We start from the raw sequence: 20,492 nt of genomic DNA, 5'->3' as shown, positions 1-20,492 counted from the left end.
ATCACCGCCATGGCACTGGCGTGTTCACTCTTCCATCAGCAGCCGGCGCCGCTCGCGCAGCACGTCGCGGAGCGGATCCCACTCGCCCCGCGCCCACGGCAGCACCTCGTCCACCATCGCCCGGTGGAGGAAGGCCAGCGCCTCGTCGGACGTGCGCTTCCAGGTGAGGGTGGAGTCTCTCCACCCCTCGTCCATGGTCATGCAGGCTCCGCTCCTCAGCGCCCGGTACGCGGCGAAGGCGCACGTCGCCAGCAGGTGCTCCGGTTCCCTGGGCGTGAGGCCGGTAAAGCCCACGGCCCGCTTTTCGGCGTCCGCCACCATCAGCGTCGCGTAATGGAGGCACCACGCCGCGTTGAACAACTCCGACGCCAGGAGCTGGCTGGGGACGAACAAGCCGATCTCCATCGCCTTGCGCTGGTGCGCCTCATCCGGCGCGAGGACCCACTCCTCCAGCGCGAGGAGGGCCGACTGGGCGCCGTCGTTCTCCGGCCCATGCCTGTCCCAGACACGCGCCGCGACGCGCGCCACCGCCACGCACAGCCGGACCTCCTCTTCCTGGCTCAGCGGCCCCAGCGAATCCACCCAGGCCTGTAGCCGGGCGGAGTCCGGATGCTCCGCGGTCACCGGCAGCGGCCCCGGCCCCGCGAGCGCCAGGGCCAGTCGCGGCGAGCCCTGTCCCAGGGTCCGGGACTCCACGGGCAACGGGGCACTCCGGACGATGGCGTCCGCCACCGACTCGGCGTGCACGCACATTCTCCAGGCGAAGGGATCCCCATGTCCCCGCTTCACGGCATGCGTCACCACGCGCCGCAGCAGGCCCACCACCGGCCGGGCCTGCGCCCCCATCCCCGCGAGCAGATGGAGCGCGAAGAGCCCCAGCCGCGCCCCGTCCCGGTCAGTCGGAAGAAGGCCCACCAGTCCCCGCGCCGTCTTGTCCAGCAGGGGCACCGCACGCGAAGGAGACAGCCAGGACAACACCTGGAGGGCGACGACGCGGCTCTCGTCGTCCAGCACCACCTGCTCCTCCAGCGCCAGAAGGACCTCCTCGGAGGGCGGGGTGCACCGGCCCAGCAGGCGCAGCGCGGAGCGGCGGACGTAGGGACTCTCGTCCGACAGCCTCTTCAGGGCTTCATGCAGCACGTCGTCCGGGACGGGGCCGTCCAGCGTCGCCAGCGCGTCCAGCGCCGTCGCTCGCGCCTGCCACTGCGTCTTGTCCTGGCAGGCCTCCAGCAACAGCCGCACCGCGAGCCGGGTGGGCCGGGGACGCAGGTACACCAGGGCCCGCATCGCCTGCCGCTGGACCCGAGCGCTCCGCCGGGACAGGAGCCCCAACACGGCAGGCACCGCGCACGGGGGCGGTGGGCTCGGCGCCATCAACGCCTCGAGCACGTTCAAGCGGATGTTCGCGTCCGCGGACTCCTTCTCCGCCAGTCGGGGCGTCGCCAGCACCTCCAGCAGCGCGGGCACCGCACCCAGGCCGATGGCCCGCAGCGCTTCGTGCGCGTCGTACGTATCTCCCCTCCGCAAGCTCCCCTGCGCCACCAGCTCCGCCACCCACTCGCGGGGCGTGCGGTCCACGTGCCGGAAGCCCGAGCGAACGAGCAGCGCGTCCAGCCTGCGCAGCGAAGCGAGGTCGTCTCCGGAGGCCCGCCGCCGGGCTTCCGCCAATGCGTCACCCATTCCGGATCCCTACTCCGCGCGCATCGCCTCCACCGGATCCAGCCGCGCCGCGCGCGACGCCGGGTAGATGCCGAAGAGCAGCCCCACGCCGCAGCTCATCCCCAGCGACAGCGCCACGGCCCACGCGGGCACGCTCATGGGGAACAGCAGCACCCACTTGCCCAGGAAGACGAACCCGAAGCCCAGCCCCAGTCCCAGCACCCCGCCCACGAGCGACAGCATCACCGCCTCCGTGGCGAACTGGCCCAGGATGCGGCGGCGGCGCGCGCCCAACGCCTTGCGGATGCCAATCTCCCGCGTCCGCTCCGTCACCGACATCAGCATGATGTTCAGGATGCCGATGCCGCCCACCACCAGCGACAGCAGGCACACACCCACGCCCGCGAGCGCGATGACCTGGGACAGCTCGTTGAAGGACGCCGTCATGGACTCGTTGGTGTGCACCTCGAAGTCGTTCGCCTCCTGCGGCGTCAGACCCCGGCGGCGGCGCATCAGGTTCACCACTTCATCCTGCGCCTTCTGGAAGGACTCCCCGTCGCGCGCCTGGATGTCGATCTCCACCGAGCGGTTCTTGCCGTAGAACTGCTGGAAGGCGCGCATGGGCACGATGGCCTGGTTGTCCTGGCTGGCCATCCCCATGACGCTGCCGCGCTTCTGCAGCACGCCAATCACCTGGAACGGCCGGCCCTGCAGCCGCACCTCGGAGCCCACCGGATTCATGCCCGGGAAGAGCGTGTCCGCCAGGTCCACGCCAATGACCATCACCGGGCGGCCGTCCAGCGTCTCCGTCTCGTTGAAGAAGCGGCCGGTCGACACGACGACGCCGCTCGTCTCCAGGTACGTGGGCTCCGTGCCCAGGACGCTCACCGAAGGCGGCGTCTCCCGGAACGCCGTGGTCAGCTTCTTGCCCCACTCCTGGGCCGTGGGCGTGGCCGCGCCCACGGAGGGACAGGACTCCACGATGGCGCGCACGTCGTCGCCGAGCAGGTCCTTGCGCTTGGCGTACTTCGCCCAGTTGATGCGGCCGAAGCCGGTGGGCCACTTCGTCACCTCGAAGGTGTGCGCGCCCAGGCTGCCCAGGTTCTTGTTCACCTGTTCGCGCAGGCCCTCGATGAGGGCCATCATCGTGATGACGGTGGCCACGCCGATGACGATGCCCACCAGCGTCAGGAGCGAGCGCAGCGGGTTGCCCAGGAAGGTGCCGAGCGCCAGCCGCAGGTTGTCCAGGAAGGCCCTCATCGCCCTATTCGTAGCGGAGCGCTTCCACCGGGTCCAGCCGGGCCGCCCGCGCGGCCGGCCAGATGCCGAACAGCAGGCCCACCAGCGCCGCGAACGCCACCCCGCCCACCACCGTGCCCGGGCGCACGTCCGCCGCCAGCGGCGTCACCAGTGACACGATCTTCGCCGTGCCCAACCCCACCGTCGTCCCCAACAGGCCCCCCACCGCGGACACGCTGGAGGCCTCCATCAGGAACTGGAGCACGATGGTGCGCTGGCGCGCGCCCAGCGCCCGGCGGACCCCAATCTCCCGCGTCCGCTCACGCACCGACACCAGCATGATGTTCATGATGCCGATGCCGCCCACCAACAGCGTGATCAGCCCCACGCCCGTGGCCACCGCGTAGAGCGCGCCGGTGAGCTGCTCGTAGGTCGCCGCGAGCGAGTCCGTCCGGTTGACGTTGAAGTCGTCCGGCTGGCCCGGCGGCGTCGCGCGCACGCGCCGCATGATGCCCACCAGCTGGTCCTCCACCTTCGCCATCTGACCCGCGTCCGCCACGGCGATGGCGATCTGCATGGGCCGCCCCTTGCCGAAGTTGGAGTTGAAGGTCTTGAACGGCATGAACACGGACATGTCCATGTTCTCCGCCACGACCTTCCCCTTGCGCCCCAGCGTGCCCACCACCTGGAAGGGCCGCCCGTCGATGCGAACGGTCTGCCCCAGCGGGCTGATGCTGGGAAAGAGCGAGGCGGCCACGTCCGCGCCCAGCACCGTCACCGCCCGGTTCACCTCTTCGTCCGCGCGGGTGAGGAACCGTCCGGTCACCACCTCGTAGTTGCCAATGGCCAGGTAGTCGCTCCACACGCCGTTGATGCGCACGTTGGAGACCTGGAGCGCGCCGTGCGCCACGTCAGACGTGCGCATCACCGTCGGGGAGATGGCGGTGATGAAGTCCGCCTGGGCGCGCAGCTGCGCCACCTGCTCCAGCGTGAAGTTCTTCCGGTTGCGGTAGAGCCACCAGTTCCCCTTGACCATCCAGGGGTACTTGGAAATGAAGACCGTGTTCGCGCCCAGCGTGGCCAGCTGCTTCTCGAACGACGCGTTGAGCCCCTGGATGATGCCGACGATGGCCAGGAGCGTCGCCACGCCAATGCCGATGCCCAGGGTCGTGAGCACCGTGCGCATCCGGTTCGCCCGGAGGGAGAACACCGCGATGCGGGCTCCCTCCAGCACGTCCACTCGGAAGCCCTTCCGGAACGTCACGCGGTGCCCGCCTGGGGCGCCACCGCGTGTCCGCCCATCGCCACCTCCGGCCCCGGCCCGTCCGCGACGATCTCCCCGTCGCTCAGCCGGATGGCCCGGGGGCAGCGCGCGGCCAGCTTGGGCTCGTGCGTGACGAGCACCAGCGTGTGCCCCGCGCGGTGCAGCTGCTCGAAGAGCTTGACGATCTCCTCGCCGGTGGCCGAGTCCAGGTTGCCCGTGGGCTCGTCCGCCAGGAGCATGGACGGCTCCGACACCAGCGCCCGCGCGATGGCCACGCGCTGGCGCTGACCGCCCGACAGCTCATTGGGCCGGTGGTGCATGCGGTGCGTGAGCTGCACCTTGTCCAGCGCCGCCTTCGCCCGCTCGCGCCGCTCCTTCGCGCCCATGCCCCGGTACACCAGCGGCAGCTCCACGTTGGCGAGCGCCGTCTCCCGGGGGAGCAGCTGGAACGTCTGGAAGATGAAGCCGATCTCCACGTTGCGGATGACGGCCAGGTCGTCGTCGTCCATGCGCGACACGTCCTTGCCGTTGAGCATGTAGCGGCCGCTCGTGGGCGTATCCAGGCAGCCCAGCACGTTCATGAGCGTGCTCTTGCCGGAGCCGGACTGGCCGATGATGGCCACCCACTCCCCCCGCTGGATGCCAAAGGACACGCCGCGCAGCGCGCGCACCTCTTCACCGCCCACGAAGAAGGCCCGCGTGAGCCCCTCCACCTGGATGAGGGGGCCCGCGTCCGGTGCAGGGGCCGACGTCACGACTTGCCCTTCGCCGCGGCCTTCTCCGGCTCGCGCACCGCGTCCCCGTTGGACAGCTCCTTGGACAGCGTGCGGTAGGGGCCCTCCACCACGCGGTCCCCGACCTGCAGGCCCTCCAGCACCTCCAGCTCCGTGTCGGAGGCGATGCCGGTGCGCACGCGGCGCACCTGCGCCTTGTTGTCGTTGTCCACCACGAACACGACCTTGGCCAGGGACTCCGTGCGGCGCTTGGCGGTGAGCGACGTGCCCTCCACCGGCGCCTGGTAATCCGGCAGCGAGCGCTCCGCGCGCACCGTGACGGCCTGGATGGGCACCAGCACCGCGTCGTTGTGCGTCTCCGCGCTGATGCGCGCCTCGGCGCTCATGCCGGGGAGCACGCCCGGCGGGCGCGCGTCCAGGGCGACGGTGATGGGGAAGCTCGTCACCTCGGCCTCCGTGCCGGGGTTCTTGATGGTCGCCTTCTGGGCGATCTCCACCACCGTGCCGGTGAAGGACTGGCCCTCCAGCGCGTCCAGCGTCACCTCCGCGGGCTGGCCGTACTTCAGGTGGACGACCTCGTGCTCACCCACCTCGAACTTCACCTCCATCTGGTTGAGCGCGGCGATGGTCATCACCACGTCCTCGGAGAAGTCGGAGCCGCGCACGCGCTCGCCCACTTCACGCGTCAGCTCAATCACGTTGCCGTCGATGGGGGACAGCAGCGTGGTGCGCGCCAGGTCCGTGGAGGCCTGCTCCAGCACGGCGCTGCTCTGGGCCACGCGCTGCTTGGCGGCCGCGAGGCGCGCCGCGGCGGTGTCCACCACCGCCTGGGACTGCTCCACCTCCGCGGCGGACGCGAGCCCCTTCTCCGCGAGCCCCTTCACGCGGGCCAGCTCCGCGCGCTGGCGCACGGTGTCCACCTCCGACACCTGGACCTCGGAGCGGGCCGCGTCGCGGGACGCGGTGGCCTGCTTCACGGCCGCCTCGTAGTAGCGCTTGTCGATCTGCCCCAGCACCTGCCCCTTGGTGATGGGGTCGCCGTCCTTCACCTTGAGGGCGACCAGGTCGCCGGAGAGGTTGGAGGAGATCTTCACGGTGGTGGCCGCCTGCACCTTGCCCGCGCCGGTGATGGTGCGGGTGATGGTGCCCTTGCGGGCCTTGGCCATCTGGACTTCCTGCGTCGGGGGGGGCCGGTCCCGCAGGCCGCCCACGGTGATGGCCACCGCTCCAAGCAACAGCGCGCCGGCGATTGCCGCCTTCCACCACGTCATTGTGAGTCTCCCGGGTTCAGCGTGCCCATGGCCCGGAACAGGGCATAGCGGGCGATTTCGACATCGATGCGGCTCTGGAGCAACACCAGCTCCGCCTGGGTCAACTTGAGCTGCGCGTCTCGCACGTCCAGCGTGGAGCCGGCGCCCGCGCGGAAGCGCTCCTCCGCCAGTGCCAGGCCCTGCTGGGCGACCGAGAGGTTGTCCGTCGCGAGCTTCGCGGAGGCAATCTGTCCTTCCAACACCTGGTGGGAGCGACGCACCTCCGCCTCCAGCTCCCGCGCCGTCTGCGCGAACGTCAGCTCCGCCTTGCGGATGTTGACCTGGGCGCGCGCGGACTGGGCGTCCGTGTTGAAGCCGTTGAACAGGTCCCACGTCAGCGTGACGGCGCCGTTGAAGACGTTGCCGTAGCCGGGCTCGCTGAAGAACGGGCCCAGGTCCTGGCTGGTGTGCGAGTAGCGCGCGGACAGGCCCACGCGGGGGATGTAGTCGCCCTGGACGATGGCCCGCTGGAGCTCCGCCACGCGCACGCGCTGCTGGAGCGCCTTGAGCAGGGCGCGGTGCTCGCGGGCCTGCTTGATGGCGTCATCCAGGGTGGGCGCCGGCGCGGGCTCCTGCTGGAACAGGCCGGGGTCCACCGCCTGGAGCAGCTCGGTGCCGGGGCGCGCCAGCCACACGGCCAGCTGCACCTGGTCCGCCACCAGCTGGTTCTGGCGCTGCACGACGTTGATGCGGTCGTTGCCCAGGTTGACCTGGGCGGCGATCTCCTCGGACTTGCCCACGCGACCCGCGGTGAAGAGGGCGCGCGCGCGCTCCAGCTGCACCTCGCTGCGCTGCGCGGTGGCGTTGAGCACGCCCAGCGAGGCCTGCGACAGGAAGAGGTTGAAGAAGCGGCGGATGGCCTCCAGCTCGGAGGTGTCCGACTCTTCAATGGACTGGTTGCGCGTGGCGTCCACGTTGACGCCCGCCTGCTCCAGCTGCTTCCAGAGGCCGCGGTTGTAGATGACCTGCGACATGCCCAGGGACGCGAAGTAGCTGTCCGCCGTGTTGGAGGTACTCACCACTTCGCGCGTGACGGTCTCCGTGTCGCTGATGGGGACGGAGAAGACCTGACGGCGGCGGCCCAGGTAGTCCAGGCTGGGGCCCAGGTTGAGCTGCACCTGCGGCAGGAGGCCGGAGCGCGCCACGCGCTGGTCCTCCTGGGCCACGGCGACATCCAGCGCGGCCTGGAGCGCCTGGGTGTTCTTGCGGCCCAGCTGGCGCGTCTCCTCCAGCGTGATGGGCGTGGCGGTGAGCAGCGTCGCGACAACGAGGAAGGCGCTCACTGCGCACCTCCCGACGGAAGGCCAATGAAGAAGACGCCCACGTACATGAGGTACATCACCCCGATGAGCACCAGCGAGCGCCCCAGGCGCATGCCGGTGGCGGTGGAGAAGCCCACTCCCAGCAGGCCCACGCTCCACAGGTTGAAGAAATCCACGCCCTTGAGCACGCGCTGCATCTTCGGCGACAGGCCGTCCAGCAGGGCCAGGCTGGAGGGCACGAGCCGCTCCGCGCGCAGGTCGGTGAGCGAGTGCTGGTAGCCCGCGCACACCGCGTAGATGAGGTGGTACAGCGCGATGGGCAGCAGCGCCACCGCGGCGGCGGTCATCAGCTGCCCGAAGGCCGCGGGCTTGTTGAAGAGCCAGGCCGCGACCCAGAGGATGCACGCGAGCAACAGCACCATCAGGGGCATCACGATGAGGCCCTTGGCGATGCCGCCCACCAGCGCCTTGCGCGACGCCGTTTGAATCTGCTCGGCGATGTCGGACTCGGACATGCTGGACGCGGTCGAGTCCGTGGGCAGGGTGCTCACGATGGAGGCGGTCGCGTCCCAGCGCAGCGCGTAGGTGGTGCCGGAGATGGCGACGCAGAAGGCGAGGATGAGGAGGGGCCACAGCCAACGCCGGGCCTCGACGGCGGTGCGCGTACCCCCAAGAGGGTCCACGAAGACGCGCGCCGGTTGAACAAGGGAGGTCATAGGGATGGGGTCTCAGGGCGGATTACGCAGCCCTCCCGGAGTGATTGCCCGGTCCCTTGAATTGAGTCGGGAAACGGGCGGGCAGCCAAACGAAATCCGGCCGCGCCCCAAGGTTTACCCTGCCTTGCATCCATCCTGTAGCGGTCTGTAGCCTAAATTTTGCGGCGGGGCGGCGGACGGTGTATTCCGCTCGGCTGTACGCTTGCCGGAGCATGAATGGTCGACAGCACGGATCTCGCCCAGGTTCTCCATGAGGCGCATGACATCGCCCGCAGCGTCGCCCAGAAGCCCACGTCGGCCCACGTGTTGCTGGCGCTCTTCACGGTGGAGAACCGTGCCCAGCTCCTCCTGAAGGAGAAGGGCGTGGACGAGGACGCGCTGCTCCAGCTCATCACGGAGGCCCCGGCGGAGACGGGCCACGTGGTGCAGGAGCTGACCGCGCGCGCCCGGGAGCTGGCTACCACCACAGGAGAAGGAGAGGCGCACTGCCTCCACCTGCTCATCGCCATCATCCGGAAGCGCTGCGCCGCGAGCGACCTGCTGGGCCGCACGGGCCTGGACCTCATCTCCCTGTCCAACACCGCCCTCGCCTACTGCACTAACGGCCGTGGGCCGCCGCGCCGCCTCCAGCCGGGCTATGGCCAGGCGGTGGCCACGCGCGCGCCGGTGAGCCGTCCGGTGGGCGCGCCGCCGTCTCCCCTCCCCTCCTCCACGTTCGCGCTGAGCGTGCCGCGCCCGGCGCCGGCTCCGGTGATGACGCCCCCGGTGACGACCCCGCCGCCGGCCGCGCGCGCGACGCCCGCGCTGTCGCCGCGAGACCTCATCGACGTGGACGAGGACGACGTGACGCAGGATGCCGTCGCGGAAGCCCCTCCTCCGCCCATGCCGCGCATGGCGCCGCCCGCGCCCGCGGCCCCGGTCGCCCGCGCGACGCCGCCCGCCCCGCCTCCCGCGCCCGCGGTCAAGCCGTCCGCGCCTCCGCCGTCCCAGGCCAAGGGGCAGCCGCTGACGCTGGACGCCAAGGCGTTCCCGATGCTCACGTCGCTGGGCCGCAACCTGAGCCAGGCCGCCCGCGAGGGGAAGCTGGACCCGGTGGTGGGCCGCGCGCGCGAGGTCGAGGAGGTCATCGACATCCTGGGCAAGCGCCGCACCAACAACCCGTGCCTGCTGGGCGAGCCCGGCGTGGGCAAGACGGCGGTGGTGGAGGGCGTGGCGCAGCGCCTGATGGGCCTGCGCGGCACGCTGGCGGAGAAGATCCTCGTCGAGCTGGACATGGCCACGCTGGTGGCGGGCACGCAGCTGCGCGGCTCGTTCTCCGAGAAGCTCAACGCGCTGAAGGAAGAGGTGCGGCGGGCCGAGGGGCGCGTGGTGGTCTTCATCGACGAAATCCACACGCTGGTGGGCGCGGGCTCCACGGGCGAGGGCCCGCAGGACGCGGCCAACGAGCTGAAGACGGCGATGGCTCGCGGCGAGTTCCCCTGCATCGGGGCGACGACGCACGACGAGTACCGCAAGTTCATCGCGGCGGACCCGGCGCTGGAGCGGCGCTTCACGCCGGTGGTGGTGAACGAGCCGTCCGTGCCGGAGACGGTGCAGATCCTCCAGGGCATCATCGGGCGCTACGAGGAGCACCACGCGCTGCGCTACCTGCCGGAGGCGCTGGAGGCGGCCGCGTCGCTGGCGAGCCGCTACGTGACGGACCGGTTCATGCCGGACAAGGCCATCAGCGTGGTGGACCTGGCGGGCAGCCGCTGCCACCGCGAGGGCAAGCACCGGGTGGACGCGGCGGACGTGGCGCGCGTGGTGGCGAAGCTGGCGGGCGTGCCGGAAGAGCGGCTCCTGATGAACGACTCCGCGCGGCTGCTCCGGCTGGAGAACGACCTGGCGGAGCGCGTGATTGGCCACGGCGACGCGGTGGTGCGCATCTCGCGGGTCATCCGCCGCAACTACGCGGGCTTCGCGTCGCGCCGTCCCATGGGCAGCTTCCTCTTCCTGGGCCCCACGGGCGTGGGCAAGACGGAGATGGCGCGGGCGCTGGCGGAGGTGCTGTTCGGCAACCGGGACTCGCTGGTGCGCCTGGACATGAGCGAGATGTCCGAGTCCCACGGCGTGTCGCGCCTCATCGGTTCGCCCGCGGGCTACGTGGGCTTCGGTGAGGGCGGGCAGCTCACGGAGCCAGTGCGCCGCCGGCCGTCGTCGGTGGTCGTGCTGGACGAGATCGAGAAGGCGCACCGCGAGGTGCAGATGCTGCTGCTCCAGGTGCTGGAGGAGGGGCGGCTGACGGACGGCAAGGGCCGGCACATCGACTTCTCGAACACGGTCATCGTGATGACCACGAACCTGGGCGCGGAGGCGTTCAGCCGCACGGGCCGCGCGGTGGGCTTTGGCGCGGCGGACGCGGCCGAGGGCAAGGCGCTGGACATGGCGTCGGACACGGCGCGCAAGGCGCTGCCGCCGGAGCTGTGGAACCGCATCGATGAGCGGCTGCCGTTCCGCCCGCTGGCGGAGCAGGAGGTGGCGAAGATCGCCACGCTCATCCTGGCGGAGAGCAGCAAGCGGCTCGCGACGGAGCGTGGCATCGTCTACACGGCGGGCACGGACGTGGTGGGGCACCTGCTCAAGTCCGGCGGCTTCGACCCGATGCTGGGCGCGCGGCCGATGCGCCAGGTGGTGCAGCGGCTGGTGGAAGGCCCCCTGGCGGAGCGCATCCTCTCCGGCGAGTTCGGCGCGGGCGACCGCGTGCGCGTGGCCGTGCAGGCCGGCCAGCTCCAGTTCGCCCGGGACGCCGCCTGACGGTGGCGCGGCGAGGCCGGAGCAGCACCGTTCGCTCCGAGCCCGAGAATCCGGCGCGGCGAGGCCGGAGCAGCACCGTTCGCTCCGAGCCCGAGAATCCGGCGCGGCCTCGCACGGCGGGCTCGCGAAGCCGGCCGGCTCGCGATGCTTCGGCGCGTGCCCCGTTGGCTCGCGATGGCTCCGCTGCCCCGCTGGGCCGTCCCGCGCAGGGCGCGAAGAAGCCCGTGACGGTGAAGGCGCACCGCGTCCCGGTGGTCATCGTCGGCGCGGGCCGGCTGGGAGGCGCGCTCGCGTTGGCGCTGCAGGCGAAGCGCTGGCCCGTGCGCGTGTATTCGCGCGACGCCGCGGGCCGGGAGCGCACCCAGGCCCTGGGCCTGAAGCCCGCGACCCCAGCGGACCTGAAGAAGGCTCGCGTCTGCGTGCTGTGCGTTCCGGACGCGGCGGTGCCCTCGGTGTCCGAGGCCCTCTCCCGCGAGCTGCCACGCACGGTGTCGCTGGTGCACACCGCGGGCGCCCTGCCCCTCTCCGCGCTGGGCACGCAGCGGGGCCGCGCGGTGGGTTCCTTCCATCCACTCTGCGCCGTGTCCTCCGCGAGGGACTCGCTCGCGGGCCACACCGCCGCCATCAGCACGCGCTCCCCTGCCCTGCGCGCAGTGCTCCAGCGCATGGCGGAGGACGTGGGCTTCGCGATGTTCGACGTTCCAGAGGCGCACCGCGCGGCCTACCACGCGGGCGCGGTGCTGAGCGCCGGTGGACTGGTGGCCCTGGCGGACGCGGCGGTGGGCGCACTGGGCGCGGCGGGCATCGATCCCGATGCGGCCTTGAAGGCCCTGCTGCCGCTGATGCGCTCGGCGCTGCGAGGCATCGAGGCGCGCGGCCTCTCGGGTGGACTCACCGGTCCCATCGTCCGGGGGGACGCGGGCGTCGTCGCGGCGCACCTCTCGGCGCTGCCTCCAGACATCGCACCGCTCTACGCGCAGCTCTCGCGGCGGGCCCTGCGGCTGGCCTCGGAGCGGCTCCGTCCGGAGCCCCGTGCCGCGCTGGAAGCCCTGCTCGCGAGGAAGTGACGGCGCGCGTCCCGGTCGCCCCGGACGCGCGCCCTTCCCACCGGACTAGGTGAGGATGATGCGCGGGCTCTGCAGCGCGCGGCGCACGATGGCCAGCGCCTGCTCGGAGGCGGCCTCGGCCTCCGTGAGGCGGCGCAGGCAGACGTCGCCGCCCACCGACACGGAGCGCTTCAGGTCCGCCAGCAGCGTCAGCGCCGCCTGCATCATCTCCTTGCTCTGCGGGGACTCCGCGGCCGGCTTGCCCGCCGCCTGGGACACGTGCGCCGTGAAGCGCTGCACCGCGTCCATGGTCGCGTTCGGGTCGTACTTCTCCAGCATCGGCTTCAGCCGGTCCGGGTTGATCCGGATGAGGCGCAGCGCGCCGACCTTCTGGAAGGCCGGGTGCACCAGGCCGATCTCCGACATCTCGAACGCGCCCAGCAGGCCCTCGTCCGGCGCGCGGTGCGAGTGCGGCACCACGTCCACGAAGAGCGCCAGCGGATCCGCGCCCTGCTTGAACGCCTCCAGCTCGTCGTCATCCAGCGGCGGGAAGCTCGCGGGCGCGCCGATGAACAGCAGCGGCAGCACCACGTCGTGCCAGAACTCCTCCGGCGCGGAGCCCGTGCCGCCCACCGTCGCCACCAGGTGCGTCAGCAGCTCCGCGAGCCGCGGGGCGCGCTCGGCCTGCTCCGCCAGCGTCTTGCCCTGCTCCATGCGCTGCAGCGACGTGACGATCTGCCCCTCGAACTGCTGGCGGGCCTCCGGCGGCAGCGGCGGCTGGGTGCGGCCCAGCGCGTCACGCACGTCGCGCGCCAGCGCGTCCGTCTTCGCCTCCAGCGCCTGCTTCGCCTTGGCCGGGTCCACCACGATGAACTGGAGGAAGCCGGGGTCGAACAGGCGCTGGTACTCCTGGGGACCCAGCCGCTGGGGCTGACCGCCGCCCAGGGCCTGCGCCGGGTTGGTGCCGAAGCGCGCCTGCCCCAGCGAGCGGCGGATGTCGGCGGCCAGGTCGTCCAGCCGCGTCAACTTGCCCTGCACCAGCGCGTCCATCACCGCCCCGAACGGGGACAGCATGATGATGGCCTCCGGGAAGCCCAGCGAGGCGCCTTCCGGCGAGTCCCGGTTGGGGAACCAGAACGCCTGGTGCTCGGAGATGAGGCGCAGCGCGAAGCCGCCCGCCAGGCCCAGCGCAGCGCCCTGGTGGTTCGGGTTGTTCGGGTCGAACCGGCCGCCCAGCAACTGGATGACCGACGTCTCCACGTCCGCCCACGGAGCCTTCGTCAGGTCGACCGGCGCGCCGCTGGCCTTCTCCAACGCGGCGGAAAGCTGGAGCTGCGCATTGTGGACGTGCTGCGGAACAGGGAGCCCCTGGGGCTCGGCGGGTTCGGTCATGGGAAGGTTCCTGTGAGGAATGCGACGCGTTCCCTTACCGTGAAAAACGCGTTCCTGACTACGAATTGTCATCGGTAGGATGCGTCGCCATGTCAGCTTCTCGCGGGCCTGCCCGCCAGCCCGCCATCCTCGCTTGTCTCCTGTTACTGACATCGGGGTGTGCTTTCGTCGCACCCCGTTTTCCGCAAAACGTCCAGGCGTCGTTCGCCCGGGACGACATGCACAAGCTGACGACGCGGTCGATGGAGCTGTACTACCCGGCGCATCTGCGCGCGACGGCGCTGCGGATGGCCGCCCGGATGGAAGGCTGCGTGGAGCAGCTGCGCGGCGACGCGTGGAGCAAGGTCGAGCGCAAGCGGGTGCTCGTCTACCTGACGAGCGCGGACTTCAACAACGCGTACGTCCAGTCGGAGTTCGCCAGCACGCCGCAGCAGATGGTGCTGCCGCAGCACATGACGCTGGAGCAGTTCAACCTGCTGGGTCTGGGTGAGACGGACATCGGCGACGTGGCCTGTCACGAGTCCGTCCACTACGTGCAGATGCAGCAGGTGGGCGGGCTGTGGAACGTCCTGAACAAGGTCACGGGCGGCCTCTTCCAGCCCAACATCTTCACCGAGTCCTGGTTCCTGGAGGGCCTGGCCACCTACTACGAGGGCCGGCTGGGCAAGGACACGGGACGTCCCTACAGCCCGGTGTGGCGCGGCTGGTGGGAGGGCGCGGTGGTCGCCAAGAAGGGCGAGCTCAACGCGGGCTACCTCTCCCCTGAGAACCGCGCGCTGGATCCGTTCGGCGGCAACTACCTGAGCGGTATGAACTTCGTGGAGTACCTGGCGAAGACCTATGGCGAGAAGCGCCTGTGGAAGCTGGTGGAGGAACAGGGCAACTCGCTGTTCCCGCCCATCGCGGTGACGCTGCGGTTCAAGCGGGTGTACGGCAAGGACATTGGGTCGCTGTTCAGCGAGTTCGAGCAGAGCCTCCAGAAGAACCTCCAGGTGCGCGAGCGCCCCGCCACGCAGCAGGTGCTCGTGCGGGAGGCGGGCTACTTCTCGCGGCTCGTCGCGAACCCGGCCGACGGCAGCACGGCGCTGGTGAGCGTGGGCCGTGAAGCCATCACCCACCTCACCGTGCGCGAGCGCGACGGCCGCGAGCGCTTCAGCCGCGCGCTGGTGCAGCTGTTGCCGGGGCGCCGGTGGGTGGTGGCCAGCCCGTCGCTGGTCAGCGGCATGACGTTCAGCCGGGACGGCCAGTGGCTGTACCTGGTCAGCGCGGACATCGACGCGGTGGGCAGCTACACGGGGAAGCTGTGGCGGGTGGACGCGCGCACGGGCGACGTGGTGCGGCTGTGGGACGACCTGGTGGGCATGGGCGGCGACGTGACGGCGGATGGCCGGTCCTACGTGTTCGTTGAGGTGAACGGCGATGCGGCCAACCTCGTGCGGTTGGATCTGGAGAGCGGCCAGCGTGAGCGGCTGACGGACTTCAAGGCGCATACGGCGCTGGGCACGCCCGTGACCTCACCAGGCGGTGGACGGTACGTGTTCCCCATGAACGGCGCGGAAGGCTGGGACCTGGTGCTGCGCGAGCCGGACGGTTCGCTGCGCTGGCTCACGCGGGATGGGCTGTTCAACTACTCGCCCCGGTGGCTGGACGACGATCACCTCGTCTTCCTGCGCGAGCACGAAGGCCGGCTCCAGGCGCACGTGATGACGGTGTCCACCCGGCGCATCGCCCGCGTCACCGACGCGCCAGTCCTGGTGATGGACGCGGCGCCCGTGGGCGGGGACGCCGTGGCCTTCCTCAACCGCGACGGCATCAACTTCACCGTGGACCGCGCGCCCCTCACGGAGGCCCTGGCCGAGCTGCGCGCGACGCCCGAGCCGCCGTCCACGAGCGTGGCGACCGCACCGGCACCCGAGACAGCGACCACCCACACCGAGCCCCGGGGCACGGACGCGCAGGACGGCTTCGTCGCCTTCCCAGGCCAGCCCGCGCCCCCGACGGATGCCCCCACGCAGGCCGCTTCCGACGTCCCCGCGACCGCCGTGGCACCGCCGCCCCTGCCGGTGGATCCCGCCCATGACGTGGACGCGCCCGTGACGCCTCCGGCCGTCGTCGGCCACGCGGTGGACGTGCTGACGGACGAGCCCTATTCGCCGCTCGAAGGCTTCTTCATCCCGAACTACCGCGTCCCCTACTTCTACACGGTCCCCAACGACGTCGACGGAAACGACCCGTACTTCGCGGGTGGCATCTCCATCGCGGGCCAGGACCGGTTGGGCTTCAACGCCTACGCGCTCACGCTGACGTACGACATGAAGGAGAAGCAGCCCGGCGTGTCGTTCGCGTACGGTAACGCGCTGCTGTCGCCCTTCTACATCCAGGTCTCCGCGTCACGCCTGCGCGAGAACGAGCGCACGGACCTGCAGGCCACCGCGTTCGCGTCGCGCACGTTCTGGACGACCCCCGTGAGCTTCGGCGTGCTCGCGCTCGACCGCCGCTTCGACGCCACGGATCGCCGGCCGGCCATCACCACGCGCCTCATTGGACCGGAGGTCGCCGCGTCGTACTTCGCCGGAGAGGGCACGTCCTACGGCGGCACGCAGCGCGGCCTGGGCCTGTCCGTGAGCGGCGGCGTCTTCCCGAAGGCCTTCGCGCGTGAGTCCACCGTGGGAGACCTGCGCCTGGGCGTGGACGGCTATCTGGGCGGCCTGCCCTTCACCGGCAAGGACAACCTCCAGCTCTCCGTCGCGGGCCGCTTCCTGCCCGGCGCGCCTGACGGCCTGCTGGAGGTCGGCGGCATCCTCCCGGGCCAGGCCTTCTTCATCAACCGCGACAGCACCACCGACGGCGGCCTGCCGCTCCAGCTCCAGCCGGGCCTCGCCTTCAGCGAGTACCTGCGCGGCTACGAGGACCACACCTTCCGCGCGCGCAACGTGCTGCTCGCCAACGCGCGCTACCGCTACCGCTTCATCATCGACTACGGCTGGGCGTCCACGCTGTGGGTGCTGCCGTCCCTCTTCATCAGCCAGGTTGAGCTGGACGCGTTCGGTTCGCTCGCGCGCACGGACAACCGGGCCAACCACGCGGCGGTGGGCGGCTCCGCCACGCTGCGGCTCTCCGTGGGCCAGGCCTACGCGCTGTCGTTCTTCTACCAGTACGCCCACCGCTTCGATGACGGCTTTGGCGACCTGCACGTCATCGGGATGACCTTCTAGCGAGGCCCGCGCAGGCCATACAGGCCTTCATCGCGCGCCACCTGGAGCACCGCGGAGGGCACCAGCTCCGACGGCTCCAGGCCGCGCGCCAGCTGGTCGCGCACCTGCGTGGAGGACACCTCCGCCAGCGGCGGCCCCACCGTGTCCGGCGCCGGATAGCCCGCGCGGTAGAGCACCAGCACGCGCGCCATCCGCTGGATGCGGTCGAAGTCCTTCCACTGCGGCAGGTCCCTCAGGATGTCGCTGCCGATGATCAACGAGAACCGCGTGTCCGGATGGCGCTCCACCAGGTACGCCAGCGTGTCCACCGTGCGCCCGCCGCCGCCCAGCTCGCGCTCCACCAGGCTCGTCTGGAGCCAGCCGGACGTCTCGCGGCAGAGCGCCTCGCACATGCGCACGCGCGCCTCGAAGGGCTCCAGCTGCTTGCCGAACGGATGGTGGAACGTGGGCATCAGCCACACCGCATCCACGCCCTGCGTCGCGTGGACGTAGGAGGCCGCCATCAAGTGGCCCACGTGCGGCGGGTTGAACGAGCCTCCGAGCAGCGCGACCTTCACGGCGGGCCTCTTATTTGACGGTGAGCTTCGTCGAGCGTGAATCGACCTGCAGCACCCGGGGCGGCAGCACCAGGTGTCCATCCAACCGGAACGCGGAGAAGCTCAGGTTGCGCTCCGCCTTCTCCAACAGGCCGCACGTCTGCTCCGCGGCCCCCACCAGCCGGCCCGGCGTCACGAAGTAGCGCGGGCCAATCTGCACCACCGCCGGCTCGGACTCCTTGCCGTGGATGAACACCTGCGCGTTGAGCAGGTCGTCCCGCACCAGGTCGTTCTTGTCGTGCACCACGCAGCAGAGCGTGTCCCCCACCAGGTCCATGGCCTTGTTGGCCACCGCGGGGTCCCGGTACGCCAGCGAGTCGCGATCCGGCACACGCACGAAGCGCTCCATCACCAGCCGCCGGTCGTCCTCGGAGGCCAGGTCCGCGGGGGCCTCGCGGGACGCGGGCGTGCGCCCGAGTCCGTCCTGGGGCGCCACCAGCCACTGCGTCACGTCCGCCAGGAAGTCCGCGTCCGAGTACTCGCGCCCGCCCCGGCTCTTCTTGCGGCGCCACAGCACCCACTCATCCAGGTCCGTGTAGCGCGCGCCGCAGAAGAGGAAGCGCCGGGCGCCCTTCGCGCGCAGCAGCTCGTAGGCCGCGTCGAAGGCGTCCAGGTCGCCATGCGTATCGGAGAAGACACCAATCACGTGGAGGTCACCGCGAGGAAGCGTACAGCAGGGCGGGCTCGCGGCGCTTGCGGAAGGCCTCCGCCTGCGCCTCGAAGCCCTCCAGCATCCGGTCCAGGGACCAGCCCTCTTCGATGCCGCGGCGCACCTGGTCGGTGCCGCACAGCAGGTCGAACGCGGGCACGTCCTCCACGAACTCGTACGCGTCCGCCCGCCAGGCGAAGTGCCCCGGCCCGATGTCGTGCAGCGCCTGGGTGATGGCGATGCCCGTGCGCAGCGGCTGGAACGACTTGCGGTCCGTGACGTGGATGAAGGCCCCGCTGCACGACTGGCCCGTGTACTTGTCGAACGTGGGGGTGAAGCCCACCGGACGGAAGGCCACGCCCGGCAGCCGCTCCTTGTCCAGCCGGGCCATCAGCTGATCCGTGTCCACCCACGGCGCGCCGAACTGCTCGAAGGGCCGGCAGGTGCCGCGGCCTTCGGACACGTTGGTGCCCTCGAGCTGGCACATGCCCGGGTACACCAGCGCCGTGTCCGCGGTGGGCATGTTGGGCGACGGCGGCAGGAACGGCAGGCCCGTGTCGCTCCAGTACATGTCGCGCGTCCAGCCCTCGCACGGCACCACCGTGAGCTCGCAGCCAAAGCCCTCCTGCGCGTTGAACAGCCGCGCCAGCTCCCCCGCCGTCATGCCGTGGCGGTTGGGCAGCGCGTACAGCCCCACGAAGGAGCGGAACTTCTCCCCCACGAGGTTGCCCTCCAGCGTCACCCCATCCAGCGGGTTGGGCCGGTCCAGCACGTAGAACGGCACGCGGGCCTGGACCGCGGCCTTCATCGCCAGGGCCATGGTGTAGACGTAGGTGTAGTAGCGGCTGCCCACGTCCTGGATGTCGAACACCAGCGCGTCCAGCCCCTTCAGCCACTCCTGGCGCGGGGAGAGCGACTCGAAGGTGGAGCCGTAGAGGCTGTGCACCGGGACGCCCGTCTTGCGGTCGCGCGCCTCGTCCACGGCCACCATGTACTGGGCTTCACCCCGGATGCCGTGCTCCGGCCCGAAGAGCGCCGCCAGCGTCACGCCATCCGTCCCGGCCAGCAGATCCGCCAGGTGGCGGAAGCGCGAGTCCACGCTCGTGGGATTGACGATGGCGCCCACGCGCTTGCCCTTGAGCGCGGAGAACCCCTGCGCCGCCCATACATCCAGTCCCGTCTTCACCTTCGTCACGTTCGGTCGCCTCGTCCCGCGGCCTCGCGCGGGCGCAGGAAGGGTCAGTTCGCGGGGAGACGCTTGAGCGCGTCCGCCGCCGCCTGCTTCGAGTCACAGGTGCCCAGGCCGAGGAAGCCCCCGGCGGTCCCTTCGTTCGGGCCTCCGTCGTCGGCCAGGGATTCCAGCGCTCCGCGCGCGTCTTCCAGGCGCAGGCCGCCCACGGCCGTCGCCGCGCTGGAGCGCACGCCGCACTGCTCATGCTTCAGCAGGGAGATGAGCCGGGACGACGCACGGCCGTTGCCGTCCTTGCGCACCGCCGCCGCGTAGTGGACCACCGCGGCGCCCATGTTGCCCTGTGCCTCCTCCAGCCGCCCGCTGAGGTAGGCGCGCTGGTCCGCCTCCTCCAGCTTGATGAGCCGCTTCGCCTCGTTCACGCGCTGGGTCTTCTCCGTGCCGGTGGCGCCCTCCACGTCGCGGATGGCCCGCATCGTGGGGCCGCCTCCGTTGACGAGCAGCCCCCCGCCCAACAGCACCACCACCAGCCCCGCGCACGCGCCCCACCCGGCCACGGTGGACGACACCTTCGAGGTGATGGAGGACGGCAGCTTCGCGTACGCGCGCGCCCAGAGCGCATCCGTCGCGGTGCGCGCCTGTTTGCCCAGCACCGTGGCCCGCTGCCCCACCGCCACCGCGCCCGCCGCCGCGCGCTGGCCCACCGCCACCGCGCCCTGCCCCACCGCCGCCGCGCGCTGGCCCATGTCCAGGTTCGACTCCACGCGCGCCAGGGCCAGGTTGCCGTAGGGCGGCAGCGAGGACGCCTCCTCCGGCGTGGGCAGCACCGCGTCCGGCGTGGGCGCCAGCACCCGGTAGGGCGCGCGCGGCACGCGGAAGACGCGGATCTTCCCGGGGATGCCCTTCAGCTCGAACGAGCCCACCTCCTGCGACGGCACCTCCGCCTTGTTCATGGAGAGGTAGACGGCCTCCGTGAAGAAGACCTCGCCCGCGTCGGTGATGCCCTCCACGCGGGCCGCGATGTTCACCGGCTCGCCGAAGATGTCGTTGTTCTCCACCCGCACCTCACCCACGTTCACCGCGACGCGGACGTGGATCTGCTCCTCCTCCTGGAGCTGCCGGTTGTGGTGCCAGAGCCGGTCCTGGATGGCGATGCCGCTCAGCACCGCCTGGGTGGGGGACTCGAAGGTGACGAGGAACGCGTCGCCAATCGATTTGATGATGCGTCCACCGAACGCCTTGAACAGCGGCGCGAGCAACGCCTCATGCACCTGGAGCAGCCGCTGGTTCTCCTCCAGCGTCTGCCGACTGGTGCGTTCGGTGAAGCCCTTGATGTCGGTGAAGACGATGGCGAGGTTGGCGGTCTTCAAAGCGGGGGCAGTGTATGCAGCGCGTCGCGCGAAGCAATCGCCACGGACCGCGCTCCGC

At 71.0% G+C, this 20,492-nt stretch carries 15 protein-coding genes; 3 read left to right on the top strand and 12 right to left on the bottom strand.

The window, feature by feature from the left end:
- Nucleotides 1-24 precede the first annotated feature (24 nt).
- From D7X30_RS11435 to D7X30_RS11405, 7 genes are all read right to left on the bottom strand, one after another.
- Nucleotides 25-1,680 carry a HEAT repeat domain-containing protein gene (locus D7X30_RS11435; RefSeq protein ID WP_120562922.1) on the bottom strand — a complete coding sequence of 552 codons (1,656 nt, stop codon included), beginning with the start codon at nt 1,678-1,680 and terminating at the stop codon, nt 25-27.
- Between the two features lie 9 nt (nt 1,681-1,689).
- Entirely contained in the window at nt 1,690-2,919 is a 1,230-nt protein-coding gene (locus D7X30_RS11430; protein WP_120562921.1) for an ABC transporter permease, read from the bottom strand.
- A 4-nt stretch (nt 2,920-2,923) separates the two neighbouring features.
- Nucleotides 2,924-4,084 carry an ABC transporter permease gene (locus tag D7X30_RS11425; protein ID WP_370051380.1) on the bottom strand — a complete coding sequence of 387 codons (1,161 nt, stop codon included), beginning with the start codon at nt 4,082-4,084 and terminating at the stop codon, nt 2,924-2,926.
- 74 nt (nt 4,085-4,158) lie between these two features.
- The gene (locus tag D7X30_RS11420) at nt 4,159-4,917 is read right to left on the bottom strand and encodes an ABC transporter ATP-binding protein (protein ID WP_120562919.1); all 759 of its coding nucleotides are present in this window, start codon (nt 4,915-4,917) and stop codon (nt 4,159-4,161) included.
- Nucleotides 4,914-6,167, bottom strand: coding sequence for an efflux RND transporter periplasmic adaptor subunit (locus tag D7X30_RS11415; protein ID WP_120562918.1), 1,254 nt, complete (start codon nt 6,165-6,167; stop codon nt 4,914-4,916). The genes D7X30_RS11420 and D7X30_RS11415 overlap by 4 nt, the downstream gene beginning before the upstream one ends.
- Nucleotides 6,164-7,489, bottom strand: a complete 1,326-nt coding sequence (locus D7X30_RS11410) for a TolC family protein (protein WP_120562917.1) — start codon at nt 7,487-7,489, stop codon at nt 6,164-6,166. Before D7X30_RS11410 ends, D7X30_RS11415 begins: the two co-directional genes overlap by 4 nt.
- Nucleotides 7,486-8,184, bottom strand: a complete 699-nt coding sequence (locus D7X30_RS11405) for a YIP1 family protein (protein ID WP_120562916.1) — start codon at nt 8,182-8,184, stop codon at nt 7,486-7,488. The genes D7X30_RS11410 and D7X30_RS11405 overlap by 4 nt, the downstream gene beginning before the upstream one ends.
- A gap of 216 nt (nt 8,185-8,400) precedes the next feature.
- Here D7X30_RS11405 and D7X30_RS11400 point away from each other — a divergent pair, with 216 nt between their 5' ends.
- On the top strand, nt 8,401-10,977 hold the full coding sequence (locus tag D7X30_RS11400) for an AAA family ATPase (RefSeq protein WP_120562915.1): 2,577 nt from the start codon (nt 8,401-8,403) through the stop codon (nt 10,975-10,977).
- A gap of 230 nt (nt 10,978-11,207) precedes the next feature.
- A complete protein-coding gene (locus tag D7X30_RS11395; protein ID WP_120563271.1) occupies nt 11,208-12,044 on the top strand; it encodes a Rossmann-like and DUF2520 domain-containing protein in 837 nt (278 codons plus the stop codon).
- 45 nt (nt 12,045-12,089) lie between these two features.
- Here the strand turns inward: D7X30_RS11395 and D7X30_RS11390 are convergent, their stop codons facing one another.
- On the bottom strand, nt 12,090-13,415 hold the full coding sequence (locus D7X30_RS11390; RefSeq protein ID WP_120562914.1) for a hypothetical protein: 1,326 nt from the start codon (nt 13,413-13,415) through the stop codon (nt 12,090-12,092).
- A gap of 89 nt (nt 13,416-13,504) precedes the next feature.
- Between D7X30_RS11390 and D7X30_RS11385 the strand changes: the two genes are divergently transcribed.
- Nucleotides 13,505-16,630 (top strand): hypothetical protein, encoded by a 3,126-nt coding sequence (locus tag D7X30_RS11385; RefSeq protein WP_120562913.1) that lies wholly within the window; start codon nt 13,505-13,507, stop codon nt 16,628-16,630.
- Here D7X30_RS11385 and nadD read toward each other — a convergent pair.
- Genes nadD through D7X30_RS11365 form a run of 4 tightly spaced genes read right to left on the bottom strand, consistent with a single transcriptional unit; the run spans nt 16,627 to nt 20,434 of the window.
- Nucleotides 16,627-17,187: a nicotinate (nicotinamide) nucleotide adenylyltransferase gene (gene nadD, locus D7X30_RS11380; protein ID WP_120562912.1), complete on the bottom strand. Its 561-nt coding sequence runs from the start codon at nt 17,185-17,187 to the stop codon at nt 16,627-16,629. The two genes, D7X30_RS11385 and nadD, sit on opposite strands and share 4 nt — an antisense overlap.
- Before the next feature lie 10 nt (nt 17,188-17,197).
- Nucleotides 17,198-17,872, bottom strand: coding sequence for a hypothetical protein (locus D7X30_RS11375; protein ID WP_120562911.1), 675 nt, complete (start codon nt 17,870-17,872; stop codon nt 17,198-17,200).
- A 7-nt stretch (nt 17,873-17,879) separates the two neighbouring features.
- Nucleotides 17,880-19,070 carry an exo-beta-N-acetylmuramidase NamZ domain-containing protein gene (locus D7X30_RS11370; protein ID WP_120562910.1) on the bottom strand — a complete coding sequence of 397 codons (1,191 nt, stop codon included), beginning with the start codon at nt 19,068-19,070 and terminating at the stop codon, nt 17,880-17,882.
- Between the two features lie 44 nt (nt 19,071-19,114).
- Nucleotides 19,115-20,434 (bottom strand): adenylate/guanylate cyclase domain-containing protein, encoded by a 1,320-nt coding sequence (locus D7X30_RS11365; RefSeq protein ID WP_120562909.1) that lies wholly within the window; start codon nt 20,432-20,434, stop codon nt 19,115-19,117.
- Between the last annotated feature and the right edge of the window lie 58 nt (nt 20,435-20,492).

The organism is Corallococcus sp. AB011P, from assembly GCF_003611605.1.
GTDB classification, from domain to species: Bacteria; Myxococcota; Myxococcia; order Myxococcales; family Myxococcaceae; genus Corallococcus; species Corallococcus coralloides.
Note: the sequence above shows the minus strand (reverse complement) of the source record. Positions and strands in the feature narration are given on the sequence as shown.

Coding starts and splice junctions, on each gene's coding strand:
- D7X30_RS11425 (WP_370051380.1), bottom strand. CDS start 4,084: ATGCGCACGGTGCTCACGACCCTGGGCATCGGCATTGGCGTGGCGACG.
- D7X30_RS11435 (WP_120562922.1), bottom strand. CDS start 1,680: ATGGGTGACGCATTGGCGGAAGCCCGGCGGCGGGCCTCCGGAGACGAC.
- D7X30_RS11405 (WP_120562916.1), bottom strand. CDS start 8,184: ATGACCTCCCTTGTTCAACCGGCGCGCGTCTTCGTGGACCCTCTTGGG.
- D7X30_RS11430 (WP_120562921.1), bottom strand. CDS start 2,919: ATGAGGGCCTTCCTGGACAACCTGCGGCTGGCGCTCGGCACCTTCCTG.
- D7X30_RS11400 (WP_120562915.1), top strand. CDS start 8,401: ATGGTCGACAGCACGGATCTCGCCCAGGTTCTCCATGAGGCGCATGAC.
- D7X30_RS11385 (WP_120562913.1), top strand. CDS start 13,505: ATGTCAGCTTCTCGCGGGCCTGCCCGCCAGCCCGCCATCCTCGCTTGT.
- D7X30_RS11390 (WP_120562914.1), bottom strand. CDS start 13,415: ATGACCGAACCCGCCGAGCCCCAGGGGCTCCCTGTTCCGCAGCACGTC.
- D7X30_RS11415 (WP_120562918.1), bottom strand. CDS start 6,167: ATGACGTGGTGGAAGGCGGCAATCGCCGGCGCGCTGTTGCTTGGAGCG.